Below are 19,046 nucleotides of genomic sequence, written 5' to 3'. Positions count from 1 at the left end.
CCAATATTTATCCACTAAATTCCATTCCTACCCATTTCTTGCCATTTTAACCCACCATGGTCAAGTTTTTTTTATATTTTTATTCTTTTATCTAAAACTCAAGGGTTCTATTTTCTTTCAATTATCCCTTCACAAGTCCATTATTAGGAGACTCTTAATGAAGAAAAAAGGAAAAATCAGAGCAGATGAATTGGTATTAAAAAATGGCCTCTGCGAAAGCCGAACCCAGGCCCAAGCCTGTATACTTGCGGGGCAAATCAAACTGGGAACCGAAAAAATTGACAAAGCAAGTAAGATGCTGAGTCAAGATAGTGAATTGACTTTAGTTCGTCCCCCACCCTTTGTTGGACGCGGAGGATTGAAGCTTGAAAGTTTTTTTAAAAAATTCCCTATCCCCATTAAGGGAAGCGACATTCTCGACCTTGGTGCATCGACTGGTGGGTTTAGCGATTATTTATTACAGCAGGGAGCAAAAACTGCGACCTGCGTCGATGTTGGGCACGGTCAACTCCATTACAAATTAAGAATGGACGAAAGGGTCGCTAATTTAGAGAAGACTAACTTGCGTAATTTATCGGCAGACCGGTTAACTTTTTACCCATTTCCAATAGTGGTAATGGACTTATCCTTTATTTCGCTTTCAAAAGTACTAGTCCGGGCATGGAGTTTTTTGGATACTGGAGGCCACTTGATTGCTTTAATCAAACCCCAATTTGAATGCAAAAAAAAGGAAGCTGATCTTGGCCGGGGTATAATTAAAGATGAATTAATCCACAAAAGAGTGCTCCAGGATATGATTGACTTTGCAAATCAAAACCTAGCGAACTCAGAACTTTTTGCCCAAACCGAATCCAGTCCGAAGGGAGCAGATGGTAATTTGGAGTTTTTCCTCGGATGGAAAAAGAAGGATTAATTACTTGGTTTCTCTCCTAGAGTGCTCCCTGAAGTAAGTTTTCTAAAATAAGATCGCGTGCACTCTCTGCACGGGCTCTTTCAATCTCGGATACCCGAGTTGTCACATCTGCTTTTTCCACCTCTGTCGCCTTTAAAGAATAGACGTCAGAAAGCTTCACAAACGTGGCAAGGTCTTCCGTTCTTTCTAACTCTGACCAACCACTCCCTATCTTAAGGTTGGGGCAAGCCTCGGCCAACTGCACAGAAAGCGTACGATTTTCATTCGATTCGTCCTGTTCAATACGAAGATCATCAATTAATTGATCTAAAACTACTTTCCTTGCCACTTGTGTAGCGGTGGCATTTGAGTCCCTCTCCGCTTTAGAAATTTCCCCGCGCTCGGTTTCGAGCTTACCAAGACGAGCTTTCAATCGTTGATTCTGACTCTCGAATGAACTTTGCAGTGCCGATAAACTTTTCGCGTCAATTGAAATATGGCTCCCTCGCTTTAGTAAAGTTTGATTACTTTCATCTTGTAGCAGTCCGTTATAAGTTTGTTCGGTCCAATCGTTGAAAGCATCGTTACGAAGGCTGTTCGAATATTCTCTGTAAAGGTCAGCAAAGGAAGCTTTTTCAAAAGTACCCGCCTCTTCTTTTGTTTTACGGTCGAGAACGAAGACAGCATAGCCATCCCTTACCGTTCGGCTTGATCGGGTAAAGAAGAGTCTTTCATTGAGGGCAAAAACTTCCTGCAGTGGTTCACGATTATTCCTTCTTTCACTCTCCCTTCTTTCAATACCCAGAATAGCAGATTGGACATTCATATCATTTTCCGTAAAAGAAATTTCTCTTGCGACTCCCCCACTCTCGGAAATCAGGGATTTTAACTCATTCGAATTTCTTCTTTGTATGAAATTTGAGTATTTTGAATTAAGCTGATCTCGCAACGAGTTGATTTGATCCAAGAATTGCAAGGACGCCTCGCGGGCAAGTTCTTTTGCATCTCTTTCCGCATCTAATCGATCTTCCTCAATTATTCGTAAGCGAATTTCCTCTCTCACATCTTCAAAGCTCACTTCTTTCTTTTTACTTTGATTCGAATCATTCAAAGCGGAAGAAATAAAATCAAGTTGTTCACCACTGTTGTTGGAATCGTTCTCTCCCTTGGGGCCTTTCTCACCCTCAACAGACAAATCGGGTTCGGGTGCACTGGGTACGGGATCAAATTGATCTCGGTTAAGATCGTAATAGCCACGCAGCCTGGATTCTTCCGGCTCAGGCGGAATCGATAAGAAGTCATTGGTTGGAAAGCGGATCATCGTAGCAAAGGTTCGTGCCGGTTCAGTAAAGATGGGATCATTTTTACTCTCATCATGAAAACTCTTCAGTTGTTCTGTTAACAAGTTGGTAACTGCGATTGCTTCACTGGTCGAAAAAAGCTGCGGAGTCACTCGAGGAAGGCTTTTTATTCGAGGGGTAATAATAACTGCTTCTTCTTTCGATTTGGTACATTCAAAATCAAAATCTTTCGAATTGAGTGCTTCAATAAAATTGATGATGGTGGCTTGAAGGTTGGCTCCCAATTGAACCGACAGATCAGAAGAATTCTGATCTGCGGATTGATTTACAAATGTGATCTTTTCTGAATTCGTACCGTAGGAAATACTAATCGAGTCATCAACTGAGGGTTGCTTGAAAAATTTGAACCTAAAAAGTGCAGGAGGAGTATCTTCAATTTCTGATAATTTCAATGAGAGTAATTCAGCTTTCCAGGCAAATTGATTACTATACAAATCAATTTCACCCTCTTTATCCAAGGTGAAACCACCATCAGAATATATCCGATCTACTTGATTCGCACGAAAATGAGAGAATAATGTGGACTCTACAAAACTTGTTCTAACTCCTTGGCGAACACCAACAAGCTTCAAGGCACGAGATCGATTTTCATCCGAAATTAAAGAGGGAACGAGTTCACGAACATAACGATTAAATCCGTCGTTTATCCCAATATGATTTTCAGTATCTGACAAATAAGACCACGACTTTGCCTGACCTTCCATAACTAATTTTGCCCGGATTGCTGCTTGCGAAAAAACGGGATCGTAAATACCGGAACGGGCAATTTCCTGGACCTTAAAATTCTTGGGTAAGTTAGGCCACGATTGCATAAAACCAAAAAGTCTTTGCAACGCGGAACGGTCAATATCTCCTTGGTCTGCCTGGAAGGCAGCCTGTAACTGAGCCTGTAAAGACTCGAAGAACTTTTTATCGGCCTCGAGCATGCTATCTTCAAGAGGCGGAACTACTGCGCCAAAGTCAGAAGCAACCCGATTCTCGATTGATAAAAAACGCATTTCATCCGGGTTATTAAGATCGGAACCATAGAATTCTTTCTTTTCCCGGTTGGGATCAGGCAAGAGATCAAAAATCGAGGTGCCTTGTGCTAGGTAAAGAACAAAAGAAATAACCACCACGAAAAGTAAAAGTACAAAGACGAACTTTCCTTTCTTTGAAATAAAATTTTGTAATGCTGTAATCATGAGGTTTTGTATAATTTAAAAGAGAAGATCATGGACATGATGCACAATACGTCAAACCTTTGAATATTCAAAAAATCCTGAATTATCTTGGTTTAAGTACAGGACGATCCGAAAAAACCAAGGAACTCATCCAACTTTGACGCCTCGTTCCATCTTCGTTTAAAAAGGGCCGGGTGATCACCATTTTTTCTAAATAAAGATTGTCACCCCCCTCTTCTTCCCAGGTCAAAAAATATTTATAAGTTTCTGCCGGTTTACTTCCAGTTTCCTTCTTTTCTTCGGCCATAGCAACGCTGACAGAAATTTGATTACCTCCCCATTTCCATTTTCCAGTGTAGGCAATATCCTCCTCCGAGGTTTCAATACGAACAACATCATCCTCCAAAAATGAAATTTGGAAGGGATAAGATGCCTTGCGGGACTTTCCTTCGTTTCTCATTAACAGAATAGGACTGCCGTCATCATTGCTAAGCCCCTCTTTCGTCTGAAAGGCAAATCGAGCACCGCTTTTGACAAGAAAATACTCGGAAGGGGATTTACCATCATTAAAAAATACACTTCGATATCCATCCTCCACCTTCCATTTTCCTGTCCTGGTTACCTTTTCCATTTTTGGGTGTTGAAAAATGAGCTGTGAAAGGAAACCTTCCGGTACTTGCTTAAGAATTACCTCAATTTCACATACATTTCCTTGGGTAATTAATGGAGCCTCATAGACCTCGTAAACCCAGTCCTTAATTTCCCCCTGATAACTACCACTCGGATCTTTCTGCCAACAGGACACCAAGAAAAGGTTCAAAAAAAGAGCCCATAACCATTTCTTCCATTCCACCCTTTTCTTGGTACTACACATTAGAGAATGAGTTAACAGGGAAAATTTAGTTTATTCAACCATTTCTCCGTTTGTCAGAACTAATTTTTTTAATTCTCGGTGATACATTAAACTGGCGAGAATAAAACCTAAGGCAAAAAACAAAGACCAGCGAGTACTACTCTTTTCTTCTTTCACGAAAAGAAGTTCAGATTTCTTGATCTTACCTAAGCTCGTTTTAATTCGTCCTTCAGGAAATAATCGGGGCACACCATTTTCCCGAACCCCTGGCAAATAAGTAGAACGAGAATCTTTCCTCTTGATGAGGAGGAGTGCATCTCTTGCACGATCGTACCGCAGAAAATCCTCCCAAATGAAATAATCTTCGTCCGAAGTTTTTCCATCGCCTATAAATTGCCATAACTTTTTCCCGCTCTCTTCTTCCCTGCTTTTTTTAAAGCGCTTAAATTTTAAAACAAAAAATCCATCTTCCTTACTCCACTCTCCGACCACATCCTGCCCACCATCTCCCTCTTCATCATAATTACCGGGCACAATACCCCATGCTTGGCCGCTAAAAAGACCAGCCCCCATTTGATAGCTGTCCAATAAACCTTCGAGTGAATACTCTGTCCATGGAGCAGGAGCCAATAACAGATAAATCGAATAAATTAAATAAAACACAAAGCAAACTCCTCCAATTAATGCGGTTATTCCACGCTTTGCTTTTAGGGTGCTCAGTTTTTCTTTTAATTGAAACTTCAGTTCTCTTTTCAACCGAAGTTCCTCTAAGTCAACATTGGACTCAGTCGAATCTGATTCCACTTTTATTCCAAAACGAGAAATATCACCCACATGAGGCATTGCATCCATTGAATGAGCGGAGGAAGGGAAAGGTTCCCGTTGTTCTTTTCCTGTCGCCCGTGATGCCCATTCTTCCCAGTCTTTCCATTCATGAAGTGAATCAGAATTGTGCTTTGCTTTTTCAATGATCCCAAAAACGATCTTGCCAAGGGCAAATAAATCCCAATTTTCCTCGGGTAATTGCTGATGATCGATGTCCTCGGGACGAAATTTTTCTCCTTCAAGAAAAGAGGCACGACCATCGATATTCATCACCGTAACCTCTTTTTTCTCTTCATCAGACAATCCATAGGGAGTAAATAAATTCAATCGATAAAGACCAAATTCTGTAATTGAACTTTCCCACTCTCCGTCCTTATTTTGTTGAACCAAAATATTGGAAGGTTTTAAGTTTCCATGGCAGACACCAGACAAATGAGCTTTGTATAGCCCCTGGTGCATGGTGATCATAATAGTCAACAACTGTTCGGGTGAGATTTCGGTTATCGCGTAGTCACAAAGATCTTCAAGCGATCGAATATATCGAACCTCTTCGATACTAGTCTCGCCCTCTTCCCCCTCCTGCTTGATTTCAACTTTAATCTCTTTTCCTGCGAGCCAGGAATATCGAAACCAATGCTTCCACTTCGTCACACCGGTGCTTAAAACCGGCCAGATACCCGGTCCATCTAATTGCTCTAAGGCTTGTCCCTCCTGAATGAAATAATCTTGAAAGCCCTTCCTTTCGGAAACTTCCCTGGGGATTAACTTTACATAAAACTCTTGTCCCTTAATTTCACCCTCCGAACCCTCACAATGGTAACTTTGTCCACACGAACCCTCCCCTAGCCAATTTAAAATGCGAGTAGATTCAATACGGGTACCAGAAGAAAGCATGGTTCGGTTTTAAAAGTTCATTCCTTTTCCATTAATCCCATTTTAATTTATTTCGTAGAACACGAAAATGAGAATGATCCTTTACTTCAAGTAATGGAAACGTTTCCTGCGCTAACGATATTTGTACCGGGAAATCTGGAGTTTTGTCAAAAGCAGGTTGTCCATCAGCCGAAACAAATGGCTCTTCCGTATTTGCCAGGGCCTTCACCTGTAAGGTAACCCCCGCAGGAAATACCACACTGCGACTCGTTAAAGTATGAGCTGAAATAGGAGTCATGAGAACGACCTGGGCGTCTGGGTGAGCAATCGGGCCACCCGCGGCTAAATTATATGCCGTTGAACCAGTGGGAGTAGAAAAAACAATTCCGTCGCAAGCGTAATCTGCCACTCTTTCATTTTCAACATAAACAGAAAATCGTGCCAAACGAGCATTACTTCCGCTCTTGATTACTAAATCATTGAGGGCAAACCTCGATTCGCCCCCCCCCTCCTTATATGCAATCATACTTCTTTGCCTCACCTGGTATTGCCCCGCAAAAAGCAAGGGAAGGAAGTGATCCATTTCCTCCGGAGAAAAGGTGGCTAAAAATCCAAGTTTCCCATGTCGGATTCCGGCCACGGGAACATTATATCGAACGGCTTCGTTCATCATTCCAAGTAAAGTACCATCACCTCCCACCACAAAACAGGCATCCGATCCTTCAATCAATCCGGTTTGACAGGGAAAATCCGAAGTCACGACCGTAGATACTCCGCTTTCTTTGGCAATTTGCTCCAGTTCAGATGCCAACGCCTCTGCACCAGGCTTTGATGCATTCGTTACAATTGCTATTTTTTGGAGGGGTTTCAATACAGTAGATTGGGTTCGTTTGATATTCTATTTATAATCTAGCCAAAAGTTGGCTCATCGGTCAAGTGTCCGAATGCCAAATTAGATCTTCTAAGTTTAATGGTTCTCCCCCGGTTGGAACTAAAATCTGATCTGCCTGATAATATTTGCGAAACCATTTCCTTTGCTTTGAAACCAATTGCCTTGTTGATAATGCAATGGCGGGTCCAAGTTCATCCCGAGAAAGTTCTCCTCTTAAATAAGACAATATTTCACGATAACCCACAGAGGAAGAGGCGGGATAGTTATGCAATAATCCTTGATCAATTAAACCTTCGACCTCCTCAATTAATCCATTTGCCAACATTGATTGTGTTCGAAGCTTGATCAGGTTTTCAATGTCTTCGTCTCCTCGGTCCACTAAGCATGTCTTTTTTTGAAAATTGCAGTAGGGTGTCGGTTTTTTCTCAAATTCTACCTTTAATTCCAGAAGAGTAGATCCAGTTGCCATGCATCTCTCCAGTGCTTTTATTACCCGGACCGGATTGAGATTATCCAGTTTACCAAGTCCAGATGGATTGAGATTTTTTAATTTTTTGATTAATCCATCAAGTCCTTCCATCTGATATAATTCTTCCACGGAATTCTTAATTTCATTGCTTACCTTTACCTCGTCCACTACGGCGGAAAAAAAAGACCGTAAATAAAAGCCGCTTCCTCCTACCACTAAAACTGTCCCATTTCGCTGGTATACTTCCTCTATAATTGCCTCAGCATACTTTTTATATTGGGAAACATCATATCGTTGATCGACATTTGCCAGGTCCAATCCGTGGTGCTTGACTCTCGTTTGTTCCTCATGATTGGGTTTCGCTGAACCGATATCCATTCCTCGGTAAAGTGCAACCGAATCACAAGAAAGAATTTCGGCCTCATTTCTCTCGGCCCATTCTAACGCCATTGCAGACTTTCCTGAAGCAGTTACCCCAGCTAAAAAATATAAGTTTGGCGTTCCAGATTTCACCACCGGTAAAGGAAGACAATTTTACATTTTAGACAAACCTGTAGATAAAGACTCAGTACGGGCAGAAATCTTTTCCACGATTAAATCTGGATTCCCCAAATTTGCAGAGATGCAGTTGACCAGTGTACTTCCAATCACAACCCCATCGGCAACTGCACTGACTTTACTCACCTGTTCGGGCGTCGAAATTCCAAACCCAACCACAACGGGAAGATCCGTGTATTTTTTAATAGTGGTGACTCGAATGTCTAAATCATCCGCTAAATCTTTTCTCTCGCCGGTAACTCCCGCTCTTGAGACATAATAAATAAACCCGGACGAACTCTCGACAATTGTAGGAATACGATTCTCGGGAGTGGTAGGAGCAATAATAAAAATATTTTTTAGTCCGTTCTGACGGCATGAAGCAACCAATTCGCTCGCTTCTTCAGGCGGTAAGTCCAAAGTCAGTAAACCATCCACGCCCGCCTCACGCGACCGTGCAACATATTCTTCGATGCCCTGCGAAAAAATAAGATTATAATAAGTATAAAAAACAATTGGTACTTCTGAAAACTTTCGAATCTCTTCCACTAAGCGAAAGACATCATCTCGACCACATCCCGCCTCTAACGCACGTTGTGCGGCTAATTGATTCGTCAAGCCATCTGCAAGCGGGTCAGAAAAGGGAACTCCTAATTCTAAAATATCAACTCCTCGTTCAATCAAAGCTCTACAAACCGATAATGATGTATCAAAATCGGGATCACATGCACACACATAACCCACAAAAGCAGCACGCTTTTTTTCTTGGCAACTTGAAAATAGTTTCGCGATTCGATCAATAGTCTCCATAAGTAATTACAATGCATCTATTCTTATCAACGGCCCTTTTGGCAATGGAAAAGCTTTCCAAACTGCTTTTTATTTAAGTGATTTTTCTTTATCGTATTATCTATCCTGTTTTTTTTCTGATCCTCTCTCCCTATTATTTAAAGAGGATGATTAAACGGGGAGGCTATGGTAAAAAATTGAAATACCGCCTCGGTTTCTGGCCACGGCTACCGGACAAAGATTCAAAACGAACAAGAATTTGGATTCAAGCAGTCAGTGTGGGTGAACTGTCTTCTATCCACTCAATCCTTCACTCTTTTCTTTCCAGTTCAAATTTTGAAATTGTACTCAGTGGTACAACTAGTACCGGGCAGAAAATTGCTGAGCAAAAATATTCAAAAGAACTCCTCGCCTCCGGTCCATTCCCCCTCGATTGGTTCCCCTTTTCATGGCTCACCTGGTCTCGAATCAAACCCGACCTTGCGATTTGCGTGGATAGTGAACTTTGGCCCGAACATATGTACCAAGCAAAAAAGAAAGGGATTCCATTTTGCATTATCAACGGCCGGTTGTCGGATCGATCTTATAATCGACTTCGTAAGTTGGGCATTTTCCAAAATTTATTGATTCCAAAGCACTTACAAATCCTCGCCGCCTCGGCAACTCAAGAAAAAAGGTGGCAGGAAATTGGAGTCGCTAAGGATAACACTTTTTCCACGGGAAACCTAAAAATTGATATTTCTCCTGCCACCCCACCCTCTGATTCGAAGAAAGACCAGAGGAAAAAAGAACTCGGGTTTCCTGCCTCCTCTCTCGTACTGGCCGGAATCTCGACATGGCCGGGTGAAGAAAAACTACTCTTGGATGTATTGCAAGAAATTCGCCAAACAAAGATTGATGCCCGACTTCTTCTTATCCCCAGGCATGCAGAAAGAAGAAATGAGGTAAAAAGCACGCTATCTACTTTTTCTTTTTCCTATCGGCAAAGAACCCTTCCATCGAATAACACGAGTGAATGCATTGTTTATCTGGCCGATACAACGGGCGAACTTATTGATTTAATCGAGGGCGCTGATATTGGCTTTCTCGGAAAAACTCTCCCCCCACGTGATGAAGGACAAAACCCAATCGAACCGGTTTCAATGGGAATTCCTTTGGTCATTGGCCCTGCCTGCACAAATTTTCCAGAAACTTGCCAAGAATTAGTAATTTGCGGAGCCGCTCAACAGGGAGACTCGATTGAGTCAGTCATGGAACACCTTCATTCTCTAATTGAAAACGAAGAACTGAGACTTCAAATGAAAAAAGCCGGATTGAAATGGAGGCAAGAACAGGGATCACCTACAGAGAAAACGATAGATAAACTCTTGGAATTCTGCAAAAATTAATTCTTCCTGGTGGACGGAGATTCAGAATCAATAAAAGAAACCACATCGGTCAGTAAAGGAGTAGGCCAAATGTGCCAGGAAGTAGTTCGTCTCACCAAAGAAAAATGTCCGTGAGAATGATAAATCCTAGTCTGGGCATGTCCCCCTGCACTTCTTAATTTTTCAGCGAATTCAGTCGCCAATTCATGCGGAATAATGGGATCAAAAAAGCCGTGCATAATGAAAAAAGAGGGGATTTCTCCCTCGACTTTAATTCCCATTGGCATGAACAGAGAAACATCGAATTCCGAAGGAAAAAGATCCCGGTAGAGAAATTCTTTCGAGGGTTCAAACTGAAAAGGACAGGACATCGGGATCACCCCTTTTATCCAATCTAAGTTACCCCCTAATTCACTGAGGTATTTTGAATCAAGGCCAACTAAACTTATGCTGTGTGCACCCGCAGAATGACCCATTAAAAAGATCTTATTTCGGTCTCCGCCAAATTGGGCAATATTTTCTCTTACCCATTTTACGGCTAACGCAACATCTTTTGGAAAAGCGGGGAAACGAACGGCGGGATAAAGTCTGTAATTAATCGTAGTGAACACGATTCCTTTTCGCGCAAATTGTTTACCAATTTCCCGGTGATAGTCTTTTTGTCCCCATCGCCAACTTCCACCGTGAGTAAAAATAATCACCGGAGAATCATGGCACTTTTCAGAACTCACCACATCAAGAATTTGCCTGGGATCACTCCCATAAGGAAGATTTAAGGTTTCTTTAGTGTCCTTGCTTTGGGGAAATAAGGAAGGAACAGCATTTAAAATTCCACTTACAAAAAGCGGTACAATAAAAAGGTAAAATGTAGTTGATAACCTCAAGAAGAAAGGGATGGGGCGACAGACCGGATTCGAACCGGCGACCCTCGGCACCACAAGCCGATGCTCTAACCAACTGAGCTACTATCGCCATATAAGAGCTCTATAACTAAAGAAGTACACAATTCCGTCAATGAGAAAGCACACAATAATCAACCGAGCTTTCTTGACCAATCATCCAACTCAAGACATATTCAGTGGTTTTTTAATATTATGTTACAATCCGGAATTGTTGGCCTACCTAATGTAGGCAAGAGTACTCTTTTTAATGCCCTTACTAAAAGCCGTAAAGCAGAGGCGGCAAATTATCCTTTTTGCACCATCGATCCAAATGTGGGCGTAGTTCAGGTACCCGATGATCGACTTACGCGCCTGGCGAAAATCGCAGGAACACAAACCATTATACCTGCCGCAATCGAAATGGTTGATATCGCCGGTCTTGTTGCAGGAGCAAGCAAAGGCGAAGGCTTAGGCAATAAATTTCTCGCAAATGTTCGTGAGGTCGATGCAATTGTTCATGTGGTCCGTTGCTTCGAAGATGAAGATATTATTCATAATATGGGCCGAGTCGACCCAGTGAATGATGCCGAGGTCATATTGACGGAGTTAGTTTTAGCGGATGCAGATTCCGTTTCAAGCCAATTACAAAAGAACGCCAAGAAAGCACGGGGAAACGACAAGGATGCGGAGGCAAATGTCGCTCTACTAGAGAAGTTGATTCCGCATTTAGACGAGGGAAAACCTGCCAACCTTTTAGAAATGGATGAAGATGAAGTTAAAAGACTTCCCAGTTTTTGCCTACTGAGTTCAAAACCCATGCTCTATGCCTGTAATGTGAAAGAAGATGAATTAGCAGACTTTTCCACGAATGTACATGTGACTAACCTTAGGAATTGGGCGGCCGAACAACAGGATGCTGACTCCTGTGTGATTTCGGCTAAAATGGAGGAAGAACTATCCGAATTGGGAGAGGATGATGTAGCAGAATACCTCGAAGCAATTGGAGTTTCTGACTCCGGAGTATCCACATTAATCCAATCCTCCTACAATTTGCTCGGACTCGCGTCATTCTTAACCGCTGGAGAGAAGGAAGCCAGAGCATGGACATTCAAAAAAGGAATGACCGCCCCTCAATGTGCCGGAGTAATTCACACTGATTTTGAAAAATCTTTTATCAAAGCGGAGGTGGTTTCCTATGATGAACTGCTCGAAGCAGGTTCAATGCAAGCGGCAAGAGAGGCGGGTAAACTTAGGCTAGAAGGAAAAGAATACATTTTTGCAGATGGGGATGTCACCCTCTTCAAATGTAATGCATGATTTTGGCTCCCCACGCTTGCCTCGAAAGTTTATTTTCATAGAATTATAAACCTGAGTCATCTCCTTTGCTCAAAAAGGAAAATTAAACTACTATGCTTTCGACCTTGATCCAAAATTTTAATTACACCCTCTTTCGGTTTCTGTACCCTCTTCCTGTACTCCTATTTATTCTATCTTGTTCTGAGGAACCAAAGATCGAATCCTTCTCCATTCCATCTGAATATGACGGACCCATTGTATCCTGGAAACTCCCTCCAAACTGGGGAGAAAACCCTGACTTATCAGGACCCATGGCAGGTTCTTTTCATGTAAAAACGAAAAGCGGTCCGCAAGGACGAATTGGAGTTATGCCATTTCGGGAAAATGTATCCACTGTTGATGTGGCAAATATGTTTGGACGCGAAATGGGATACCCCCCTTTTAATCAAGAAAATCTAACCCCTTTTTTACAGGAAAAAAAAATAGGGGATCGAACCTTTGAATGGGTGTATCTCAATAGCAAAGTAGAAACTGCATCCTCACCACCGCGAACTGCTCTGCTCGCATTGTTAAGGCAGGATAAAGACACATGGCTCTTTCCCTTTATCGCAGATCAAAAATTGGTACTGAAAGAATCGGAAAATTTTATTCAGTTTCTTGAATCCTGCTCCCTCCGGTCTGAGAAAAATAAGCCGATCCTTGCCAGATCGCCTGCCCCGTTGCCCAAAACGGGAAATACCAACTCAGCCAAACCACCCAAAAATCCTTGGTCTTGGTCAAAACCGTCCACTTGGAGTGAAGGCAAGGCCTCTTCGATGAGAATCGGAAGTTATAAAGTAGCGGGTCCCAATGGAACGCAGCTAGATATTTCAGTGACTTCTTTCCCCGGTGACGTGGGTGGATTACTTGCGAATGTGAACAGATGGATTGGACAGATTGATCTCGCCCCAATCCAAGAGGCTTCCCTCGACCAGTACTGTAGCTCCATTACCCTGGCGGGAAACTCCGCTCATTTAGTCGAAGCCTACGGAGAAGAAAAAGCAGTTCTTGCTGGTACTCTCTTTTTAGAAAAAGAGTCGTGGTTTTTCAAATTAATTGGAAACCGCACACTTGCTGAAAAAGAAAAGAGTAACTTTATCTCTTTTCTTAATTCTATCTCACTACGAGGGGAGACTGAATAGAAATGAAAGAATCAAAACGAAAAAATTCACTCAGCCAACGAAGGAAAAATTTCAGCTTCCTCATCCCTTTTGCATCTCTTCGACTGACCATTACGCTCTTGAGCTTATCCATGATTCTTATTTTCGTGGCTACTCTCGAACAGGTAAGGATTGGAATTCGAGGAGCCCTTGCAGAATATTTTGAATCTTTTTATGGTATTTGGTATTACCCTGAAAAGTTCTGGGGTGGAGAATATTTACACAGTCTGCCTTTACCAATTCCTGGTGGCTATCTTTTGGGTGGGCTCCTTATTATTAACCTGACCGCCGCCTATATTGTTCGTTTTCAATGGACCGGAAAGAAAATTGGAATTCAGCTCATTCACTTGGGAATTATTCTTCTCCTTGTCGGTCAATTAGTGACTCAGGCAATTCAGGAAGAATCGCGCATGACCATTAATAAAGGCGAACGTAGTAATTATATCGAGCGATTTCATGGAGTTGAACTTGCCCTGCGCAATGTGACTGACCCAGACCAGGAACGAGTGGTTACTATTCCCCAAAATCTTTTGGAAAAAGGCGGTACATTGATAGATCAATCCCTTCCCTTTACTCTCAAAGTTCATCATTTTGGAGTGAACTGTAATTTTGACTTTGTTGCTCCGGGAACACCCAAGTCAAAAATTGCACAAATGGTAAACCGAGGGGTTGGGCAATCTGCCAATTTGAATATTACCGATAAAGATGAAGACTTTAGTGGCGATGGAATGAATTTTGGATACTTAGTATTTGAACTGACTGACCAAGGAAAAAGCCTCGGGAATTGGATGACGATTTCTCACCCCGCTGGCAGTCATGTATGGTCTCAGATATCGCCCAAGCTCGCTGACCTTTCCTTTCAATCTATCCGACACAATGGAAAACTATGGGGAATCACTCTCCGACAGAAGCGGGAATATCTTCCCTTTTCAATCGAACTTCTCGATATTGAGCATGAAAATTACCAAGGTACCGAAATACCTTTTAATTTTGAAAGCGACATCAAGTTACACCTCGATGAAAATCAAACACGCCGGGCATTAGTCTACATGAACACCCCGCTGCGCCATGGAGGGAAGACCTTTTACCAGTACCAAATGAATGATTCTGCTAACTACACTGTCTTTCAGGTGATCAGTAACCCCAGTTGGCTTGTTCCTTACATTGCCTGTATATTAGTTTCGATAGGAATGCTTTGGCAATTTAGTTTCCACTTATTTAAATTTCTGAGGAAAAATTCGAAAACTCCTGCGAAAGCGTAATATGTTCAAACTCCATACCATTGTTTTCTCCGTTATCCTTTTCTTAGGTTTGTATATTTCCTTTTTGCCAAACACCTGGACTAAGGCATCAATCTTTGACTTTCTAAGCTCCGGTGATCCAAGCACAATCGAATCCAATGAATCGTTTAATCTGGACTCGTTCTCCCAACTCCCTGTGCTGCGTGGCGGAAGGGTTAAACCACTCGACAGTGTAGCTCGAAATATCCTGCTTGTTCTCCGAAATAAACGAACTGCGCTTCGAGTTCTGGAAAAAGAGGAGTCGGAGGAAATAGATAATATAACTCAACAGAAAAAATCGGGAAATTCACTTAGTGAAGAACAGGTAGACATTTTAAAAGAGTACAAAAAGTTAAAAAAAGTAAAAATACCACAAAACGGTGTCGAAGTAGTCGCGGTCGAAGTGCAAGCAGTTGATTGGCTTGCTCAGGTTCTCTTCGCACCTGAAAAAGCAGATAAACTAAAAACATTTCTTATCGATCACGACCAAGTCCTGGGGCTACTTAGTCAAAAGTTGAGCACGAATGGAAAACATTATTCCTACGAAGAACTTAAACCTTTTCTTTCTAACATCGATTCCTCTGCGAGGAAAGCAGGGGAAGTAGAAAGCGAACTTCGGGACAGCTTTCAACAAAACATTATCGAACTTTATGGGTCGCTCCTCATCTATAAAAAGCTGAAACATTCCCTTTCCCCTCCCACTACGCCGGATCGTACCGAGGTATTGAAGCAATTAGGAGTTACTGAATTAGTGTATGACCCTGAACGGGACCGTGCGGTAAGCGATGAATTTATAAGGTTTCGTGAGTTGACTGCTAAGTTGTCCCAAAATCCATCGGTAGTAAAACTAGGAAGTGAAGAGTTCGCCAAGGTGGTATTCTTCGTGGACCGCTATAACCAAGCCAATTTATGGACTGAATTTCTTCCCATACCACCCATCATTTCAGAGGGTGATGGAAAATGGTTGAAAGTTACTGAATCTCTTGTTGGGGCAGAACCTCTCGAATCAAGGGAAAAACAAAATATGGACCCCGGACAATTTGCCCTTATTTTAAGAGAACTCCTTTCTTTGGACAGAACTTCTCTCAAGGAAAGAGTTGAATACATCAAAGAGAATGAAAAGCTCAATCCTTCCGCACTCTTTGCTGTCCAGTATGCCGAAGCCATTAAAGTAAAAGAAGGAGTGGATCCAATTATCCTCCAATACGAGGAGCTTGCACTCGCGTATCAGGGTAACCATTTCGAAAAATTCAATAATCTTGTCACTGAAATGTATCAATTAATTACACTTCGTGCAGGTTCAGCCACATCCACACTCTCTTTTGAAAAAACTTTCAACGGGTTTGAACCATTTTACCGAAGCGCAATTGCATACGGTCTGATATTCTTGGTTGCCAGCTTCTCCTGGTTTTTTGCAGCACTTCTAGGGGACTCTGCAATGGTTAAATCGCTTCGTAATGCAGCATATTATTTAACCATCATAGTATTCTTTTGTCATACTTTTGGATTGGTAGCGAGAATGTGGATTGAAGGTCGCCCCCCGGTTACTAATTTATATTCTTCCGCCCTCTTTATTGGATGGGCTTCCGTTCTGCTCTGCCTGGCTACTGAAAAATATATCCGACTGGGAATAGCCTCGGCGATGGGTGCCCTGATCGGATTTGGCAGCTTGGTAATTGCCCACAGCCTAAGCTTGGATGCATCACTCAATCCAACGGGTGACACGATGGAAATGATGCGCGCAGTACTGGATTCCAACTTTTGGCTAGCTACTCATGTGGTCTGCATAAGTATTGGCTACTCCACGACCTACCTAGCCGGTTTTCTTGGGATTGCTTACGTTTTTTATCACCTCGGTTGTTTTGTTTTCAAAAAACCGGAAAAAAAGTTGAAAAAAACTTTAGACTCAATGATTTACGGTATCACCTGTTTCTCACTACTATTCAGCCTGGTGGGAACTATTCTTGGGGGAATTTGGGCAGATCAGTCATGGGGAAGATTTTGGGGTTGGGATGCCAAGGAAAATGGTGCCCTATTGATTGTAATCTGGAATGCACTCCTTCTCCATGCCCGCTTTTCTGGGATCGCGAAAACCAAAGGTCTTGCCTGCATTGCAATTTTTGGAAATGTGGTCACCTCCTGGTCTTGGTTCGGAACCAATATGCTTGGTGTTGGGCTTCACTCCTATGGGTTTATGGATAAGGCATTTGATTATCTTATGGCCTTCATCGTGTCCCAATTGATTATTATAGGATTAGCATACTCCACGCCAATATTACGATTTTTCGGTTTCGGAGCCATTAACAAACCGAAAGAGGAAAAGGAACTTCCTGATTATAATTCCCTAGACTAGTGCACGAGGTGTTTTGTCGTGGTTGTCACGCAAAACCTTCAGTATATCCTCGACCGGTCTTCCAAATGTACACGGAAATGCAATGGGTTCATCTTTGAGTCCCCTTAACTTTTGAGATTTCTTTCTTAGACTCACTATAATAAGCGGGCGGGCCGCGTAGATTTCAGTATCAAAACTTTCAATTTCTTCATGACGATAATGCTGTTTCCTCCACCATCCGCGAAAGGAATAACCCTCCGAATCAATCAATAATCGCGACCATTGAAAAAGTTGATCCAATAGATTGAGCAGTGCTAAAATAAAAAAGACAATCATAGCTACCCAGCTAAAAAGAACTCCAAAATAATTTACCATGGAAAAAAAGAACGCCGTAATACACAAAAATAAGGTGAACGCCGTCTGTCTCCAAAGGACTGGTTTGATTATAACCTTTTGTTGATCTCCCTTGTTTTTAACCTTCATTAGTGAGGGAATTGAACGGAGATGCTTAAAAAGGTCGAAGGGTAGGGAAAAGAATTGTATCCCGAATATTGGCCGCCTTGGTCAAAAATATAACTAATCGATCAACCCCTAAACCCATGCCGCCGGCCGGTGGCATGCCATGTTCTAAAGCCAGAAGAAAATCATCATCTAATTCCTGAGTCTCCTCACCCACTTGTTTCATAAATGCATCACGCTGAACGGCAGGATCATTTTGTTCAGAATAAGCCGGTGCGATCTCCTGGCCATTAATGCATAATTCAAACACATCGATGGTACTGGAATCATCTTCGGTGATCTTAGCCAAAGGACAAAGTTCTTTGGGGATATGGGTCACAAAAGTGGGTTGTATAAGGGTGTGTTCAATAATTTTTTCGAACACATCATTAGTAACTTCAAAATCTTCTAACTCTGGATCAACTTCAATTCGAAGTTCTTTGGCTTTTTCCAACTTGGCGGATTTAGGCAATTCAAACCAGTCATCCCTTCCCACCGCATCGATAATTAAATCTTTGTACTTGGCTTCTCTCCATTTACCCGAAAGGTCAATTACATCTCCCTCATTTCTCTCCAACTGCAAAGTACCAAGAGAACGTTCCGCAACTTGTTGGATCAAGGACTGAGTTAATTCCATCATTCCACGATAATCCGTATAAGCCTGATAAGCCTCCAACATAGTAAATTCTGGATTATGCCTCCTCGAAAGTCCTTCATTTCGAAAAACTCTGCCCACTTCAAAAACCCGATCGAAGCCACCTACTAACAATCTTTTCAAATGAAGTTCCAAGGCAATCCGCATATTAAAATCGCAATCCAGAGCATTAAAATGAGTCCGAAAAGGTCGGGCTGCTGCTCCACCAGAAACTGATTGTAACATCGGAGTTTCCACTTCCAAGAAATCCCGATTCCAAAAGAATTCTCGAATTTCTCGAATAATTTGACTCCGTGTACGAAATCGTTCACGGGATTGATCGTTCACAATTAAATCTAAATAACGTTGACGATAAATTTGATCATTATCAGTTAATCCATGCCACTTTTCAGGAAGTGGACGAAGGGCTTTTGAAACCAAGCGATATTCCTGTGCACGGATGGTTACTTCCCCTGTCTTAGTGCGAAACAATTTCCCTCGGATACCAATAAAATCGCCTAAATCCAATTTTTTGAAAGTGGCATATTCCTCTTCTCCAATTTCATCTTTTCTCACATAAGCCTGAACCTTACCATCTCGGTCGAGGACTTTTAAAAAGGATGCTTTTCCCATCAAACGAAATGCCACTATGCGCCCGGCAACCGAGACCTCTGGACCTTCTTCCATGTCTTCAGTCAAAAGTGATTGTGCTTCAGTGGAGGTATGCGTTTGTTCCCAATTCGACCGAAATGGATCAAACCCGTTTTCACGAATCTGTTCAAGTTTGGCTTGCCGGACAGCAAATTGATCGCTTCCATCAAGTGGAGTATCTTGTTGAGGGGTACTATTTGGCTTATCTTCGCTCATCACAAAAGACTAGAAAATGAATTTACTTTCCCAAAAGA

Annotated in this window: 15 protein-coding genes and 1 tRNA gene; 6 read left to right on the top strand and 10 right to left on the bottom strand. The window is 42.1% G+C overall.

The features are described from left to right. The first annotated feature begins 157 nt into the window (after positions 1 to 157). A complete protein-coding gene (locus ACKPQ5_RS03190) occupies positions 158 to 913 on the top strand; it encodes a TlyA family RNA methyltransferase (RefSeq protein WP_407677649.1) in 756 nt (251 codons plus the stop codon). A gap of 16 nt (positions 914 to 929) precedes the next feature. Here ACKPQ5_RS03190 and ACKPQ5_RS03185 read toward each other — a convergent pair whose 3' ends face one another. The 6 genes from ACKPQ5_RS03185 to trpA form a co-directional block, all read right to left on the bottom strand. Continuing rightward, on the bottom strand, positions 930 to 3,437 hold the full coding sequence (locus tag ACKPQ5_RS03185) for a hypothetical protein (RefSeq protein WP_407677648.1): 2,508 nt from the start codon (positions 3,435 to 3,437) through the stop codon (positions 930 to 932). Between the two features lie 82 nt (positions 3,438 to 3,519). Then, positions 3,520 to 4,290, bottom strand: a complete 771-nt coding sequence (locus ACKPQ5_RS03180) for a hypothetical protein (protein WP_407677647.1) — start codon at positions 4,288 to 4,290, stop codon at positions 3,520 to 3,522. Between the two features lie 30 nt (positions 4,291 to 4,320). Further along, a complete protein-coding gene (locus tag ACKPQ5_RS03175; protein ID WP_407677646.1) occupies positions 4,321 to 5,988 on the bottom strand; it encodes a protein kinase domain-containing protein in 1,668 nt (555 codons plus the stop codon). A 31-nt stretch (positions 5,989 to 6,019) separates the two neighbouring features. Then, positions 6,020 to 6,838 (bottom strand): NAD(+)/NADH kinase, encoded by an 819-nt coding sequence (locus tag ACKPQ5_RS03170; RefSeq protein ID WP_407677645.1) that lies wholly within the window; start codon positions 6,836 to 6,838, stop codon positions 6,020 to 6,022. Between the two features lie 61 nt (positions 6,839 to 6,899). Beyond that, positions 6,900 to 7,841, bottom strand: coding sequence for a tRNA (adenosine(37)-N6)-dimethylallyltransferase MiaA (miaA, locus tag ACKPQ5_RS03165; protein ID WP_407677644.1), 942 nt, complete (start codon positions 7,839 to 7,841; stop codon positions 6,900 to 6,902). A gap of 21 nt (positions 7,842 to 7,862) precedes the next feature. Continuing rightward, positions 7,863 to 8,675, bottom strand: a complete 813-nt coding sequence (gene trpA / locus ACKPQ5_RS03160) for a tryptophan synthase subunit alpha (protein ID WP_407677643.1) — start codon at positions 8,673 to 8,675, stop codon at positions 7,863 to 7,865. 146 nt (positions 8,676 to 8,821) lie between these two features. On the opposite strand from trpA, the gene ACKPQ5_RS03155 reads away from it, so the two are divergent. Next, positions 8,822 to 10,042 (top strand): 3-deoxy-D-manno-octulosonic acid transferase, encoded by a 1,221-nt coding sequence (locus ACKPQ5_RS03155; protein WP_407677642.1) that lies wholly within the window; start codon positions 8,822 to 8,824, stop codon positions 10,040 to 10,042. Here ACKPQ5_RS03155 and ACKPQ5_RS03150 read toward each other — a convergent pair. Beyond that, complete coding sequence (locus ACKPQ5_RS03150; RefSeq protein ID WP_407677641.1) at positions 10,039 to 10,905, bottom strand: alpha/beta hydrolase; 867 nt, start codon at positions 10,903 to 10,905, stop codon at positions 10,039 to 10,041. The two genes, ACKPQ5_RS03155 and ACKPQ5_RS03150, sit on opposite strands and share 4 nt — an antisense overlap. An 11-nt stretch (positions 10,906 to 10,916) precedes the next feature. Then, positions 10,917 to 10,993: transfer RNA gene (locus tag ACKPQ5_RS03145), tRNA-His, on the bottom strand. A gap of 119 nt (positions 10,994 to 11,112) precedes the next feature. On the opposite strand from ACKPQ5_RS03145, the gene ychF reads away from it, so the two are divergent. The 4 genes from ychF to ACKPQ5_RS03125 all read left to right on the top strand — a co-directional run bounded on the left by ychF (position 11,113) and on the right by ACKPQ5_RS03125 (position 17,030). After that, positions 11,113 to 12,219: a redox-regulated ATPase YchF gene (gene ychF / locus ACKPQ5_RS03140; RefSeq protein ID WP_407677668.1), complete on the top strand. Its 1,107-nt coding sequence runs from the start codon at positions 11,113 to 11,115 to the stop codon at positions 12,217 to 12,219. Between the two features lie 92 nt (positions 12,220 to 12,311). Then, a complete protein-coding gene (locus ACKPQ5_RS03135; RefSeq protein WP_407677640.1) occupies positions 12,312 to 13,379 on the top strand; it encodes a hypothetical protein in 1,068 nt (355 codons plus the stop codon). Positions 13,380 to 13,381: 2 nt separating this feature from the next. Then, a complete protein-coding gene (locus ACKPQ5_RS03130) occupies positions 13,382 to 14,659 on the top strand; it encodes a cytochrome c biogenesis protein ResB (protein WP_407677639.1) in 1,278 nt (425 codons plus the stop codon). A gap of 1 nt (position 14,660) precedes the next feature. Next, a complete protein-coding gene (locus ACKPQ5_RS03125; protein ID WP_407677638.1) occupies positions 14,661 to 17,030 on the top strand; it encodes a cytochrome c biogenesis protein in 2,370 nt (789 codons plus the stop codon). Here the strand turns inward: ACKPQ5_RS03125 and ACKPQ5_RS03120 are convergent. Both ACKPQ5_RS03120 and lysS read right to left on the bottom strand, forming a co-directional pair. Then, on the bottom strand, positions 17,022 to 17,492 hold the full coding sequence (locus ACKPQ5_RS03120) for a hypothetical protein (protein ID WP_407677637.1): 471 nt from the start codon (positions 17,490 to 17,492) through the stop codon (positions 17,022 to 17,024). The genes ACKPQ5_RS03125 and ACKPQ5_RS03120 overlap by 9 nt on opposite strands. 25 nt (positions 17,493 to 17,517) lie before the next feature. Further along, a complete protein-coding gene (gene lysS / locus ACKPQ5_RS03115) occupies positions 17,518 to 19,008 on the bottom strand; it encodes a lysine--tRNA ligase (RefSeq protein WP_407677636.1) in 1,491 nt (496 codons plus the stop codon). Positions 19,009 to 19,046: the final 38 nt, after the last annotated feature.

It is taken from the genome of Candidatus Seribacter sulfatis, assembly GCF_964187635.1.
GTDB classification, from domain to species: Bacteria; Verrucomicrobiota; Verrucomicrobiia; order Opitutales; family Seribacteraceae; genus Seribacter; species Seribacter sulfatis.
Note: the sequence above shows the minus strand (reverse complement) of the source record. Positions and strands in the feature narration are given on the sequence as shown.

Coding starts and splice junctions, on each gene's coding strand:
- ACKPQ5_RS03175 (WP_407677646.1), bottom strand. CDS start 5,988: ATGCTTTCTTCTGGTACCCGTATTGAATCTACTCGCATTTTAAATTGG.
- ACKPQ5_RS03190 (WP_407677649.1), top strand. CDS start 158: ATGAAGAAAAAAGGAAAAATCAGAGCAGATGAATTGGTATTAAAAAAT.
- ACKPQ5_RS03130 (WP_407677639.1), top strand. CDS start 13,382: ATGAAAGAATCAAAACGAAAAAATTCACTCAGCCAACGAAGGAAAAAT.
- ACKPQ5_RS03185 (WP_407677648.1), bottom strand. CDS start 3,437: ATGATTACAGCATTACAAAATTTTATTTCAAAGAAAGGAAAGTTCGTC.
- ACKPQ5_RS03120 (WP_407677637.1), bottom strand. CDS start 17,492: ATGAAGGTTAAAAACAAGGGAGATCAACAAAAGGTTATAATCAAACCA.
- ACKPQ5_RS03155 (WP_407677642.1), top strand. CDS start 8,822: ATGATTAAACGGGGAGGCTATGGTAAAAAATTGAAATACCGCCTCGGT.
- lysS (WP_407677636.1), bottom strand. CDS start 19,008: ATGAGCGAAGATAAGCCAAATAGTACCCCTCAACAAGATACTCCACTT.
- ACKPQ5_RS03180 (WP_407677647.1), bottom strand. CDS start 4,290: ATGTGTAGTACCAAGAAAAGGGTGGAATGGAAGAAATGGTTATGGGCT.
- trpA (WP_407677643.1), bottom strand. CDS start 8,675: ATGGAGACTATTGATCGAATCGCGAAACTATTTTCAAGTTGCCAAGAA.
- ACKPQ5_RS03135 (WP_407677640.1), top strand. CDS start 12,312: ATGCTTTCGACCTTGATCCAAAATTTTAATTACACCCTCTTTCGGTTT.
- ACKPQ5_RS03125 (WP_407677638.1), top strand. CDS start 14,661: ATGTTCAAACTCCATACCATTGTTTTCTCCGTTATCCTTTTCTTAGGT.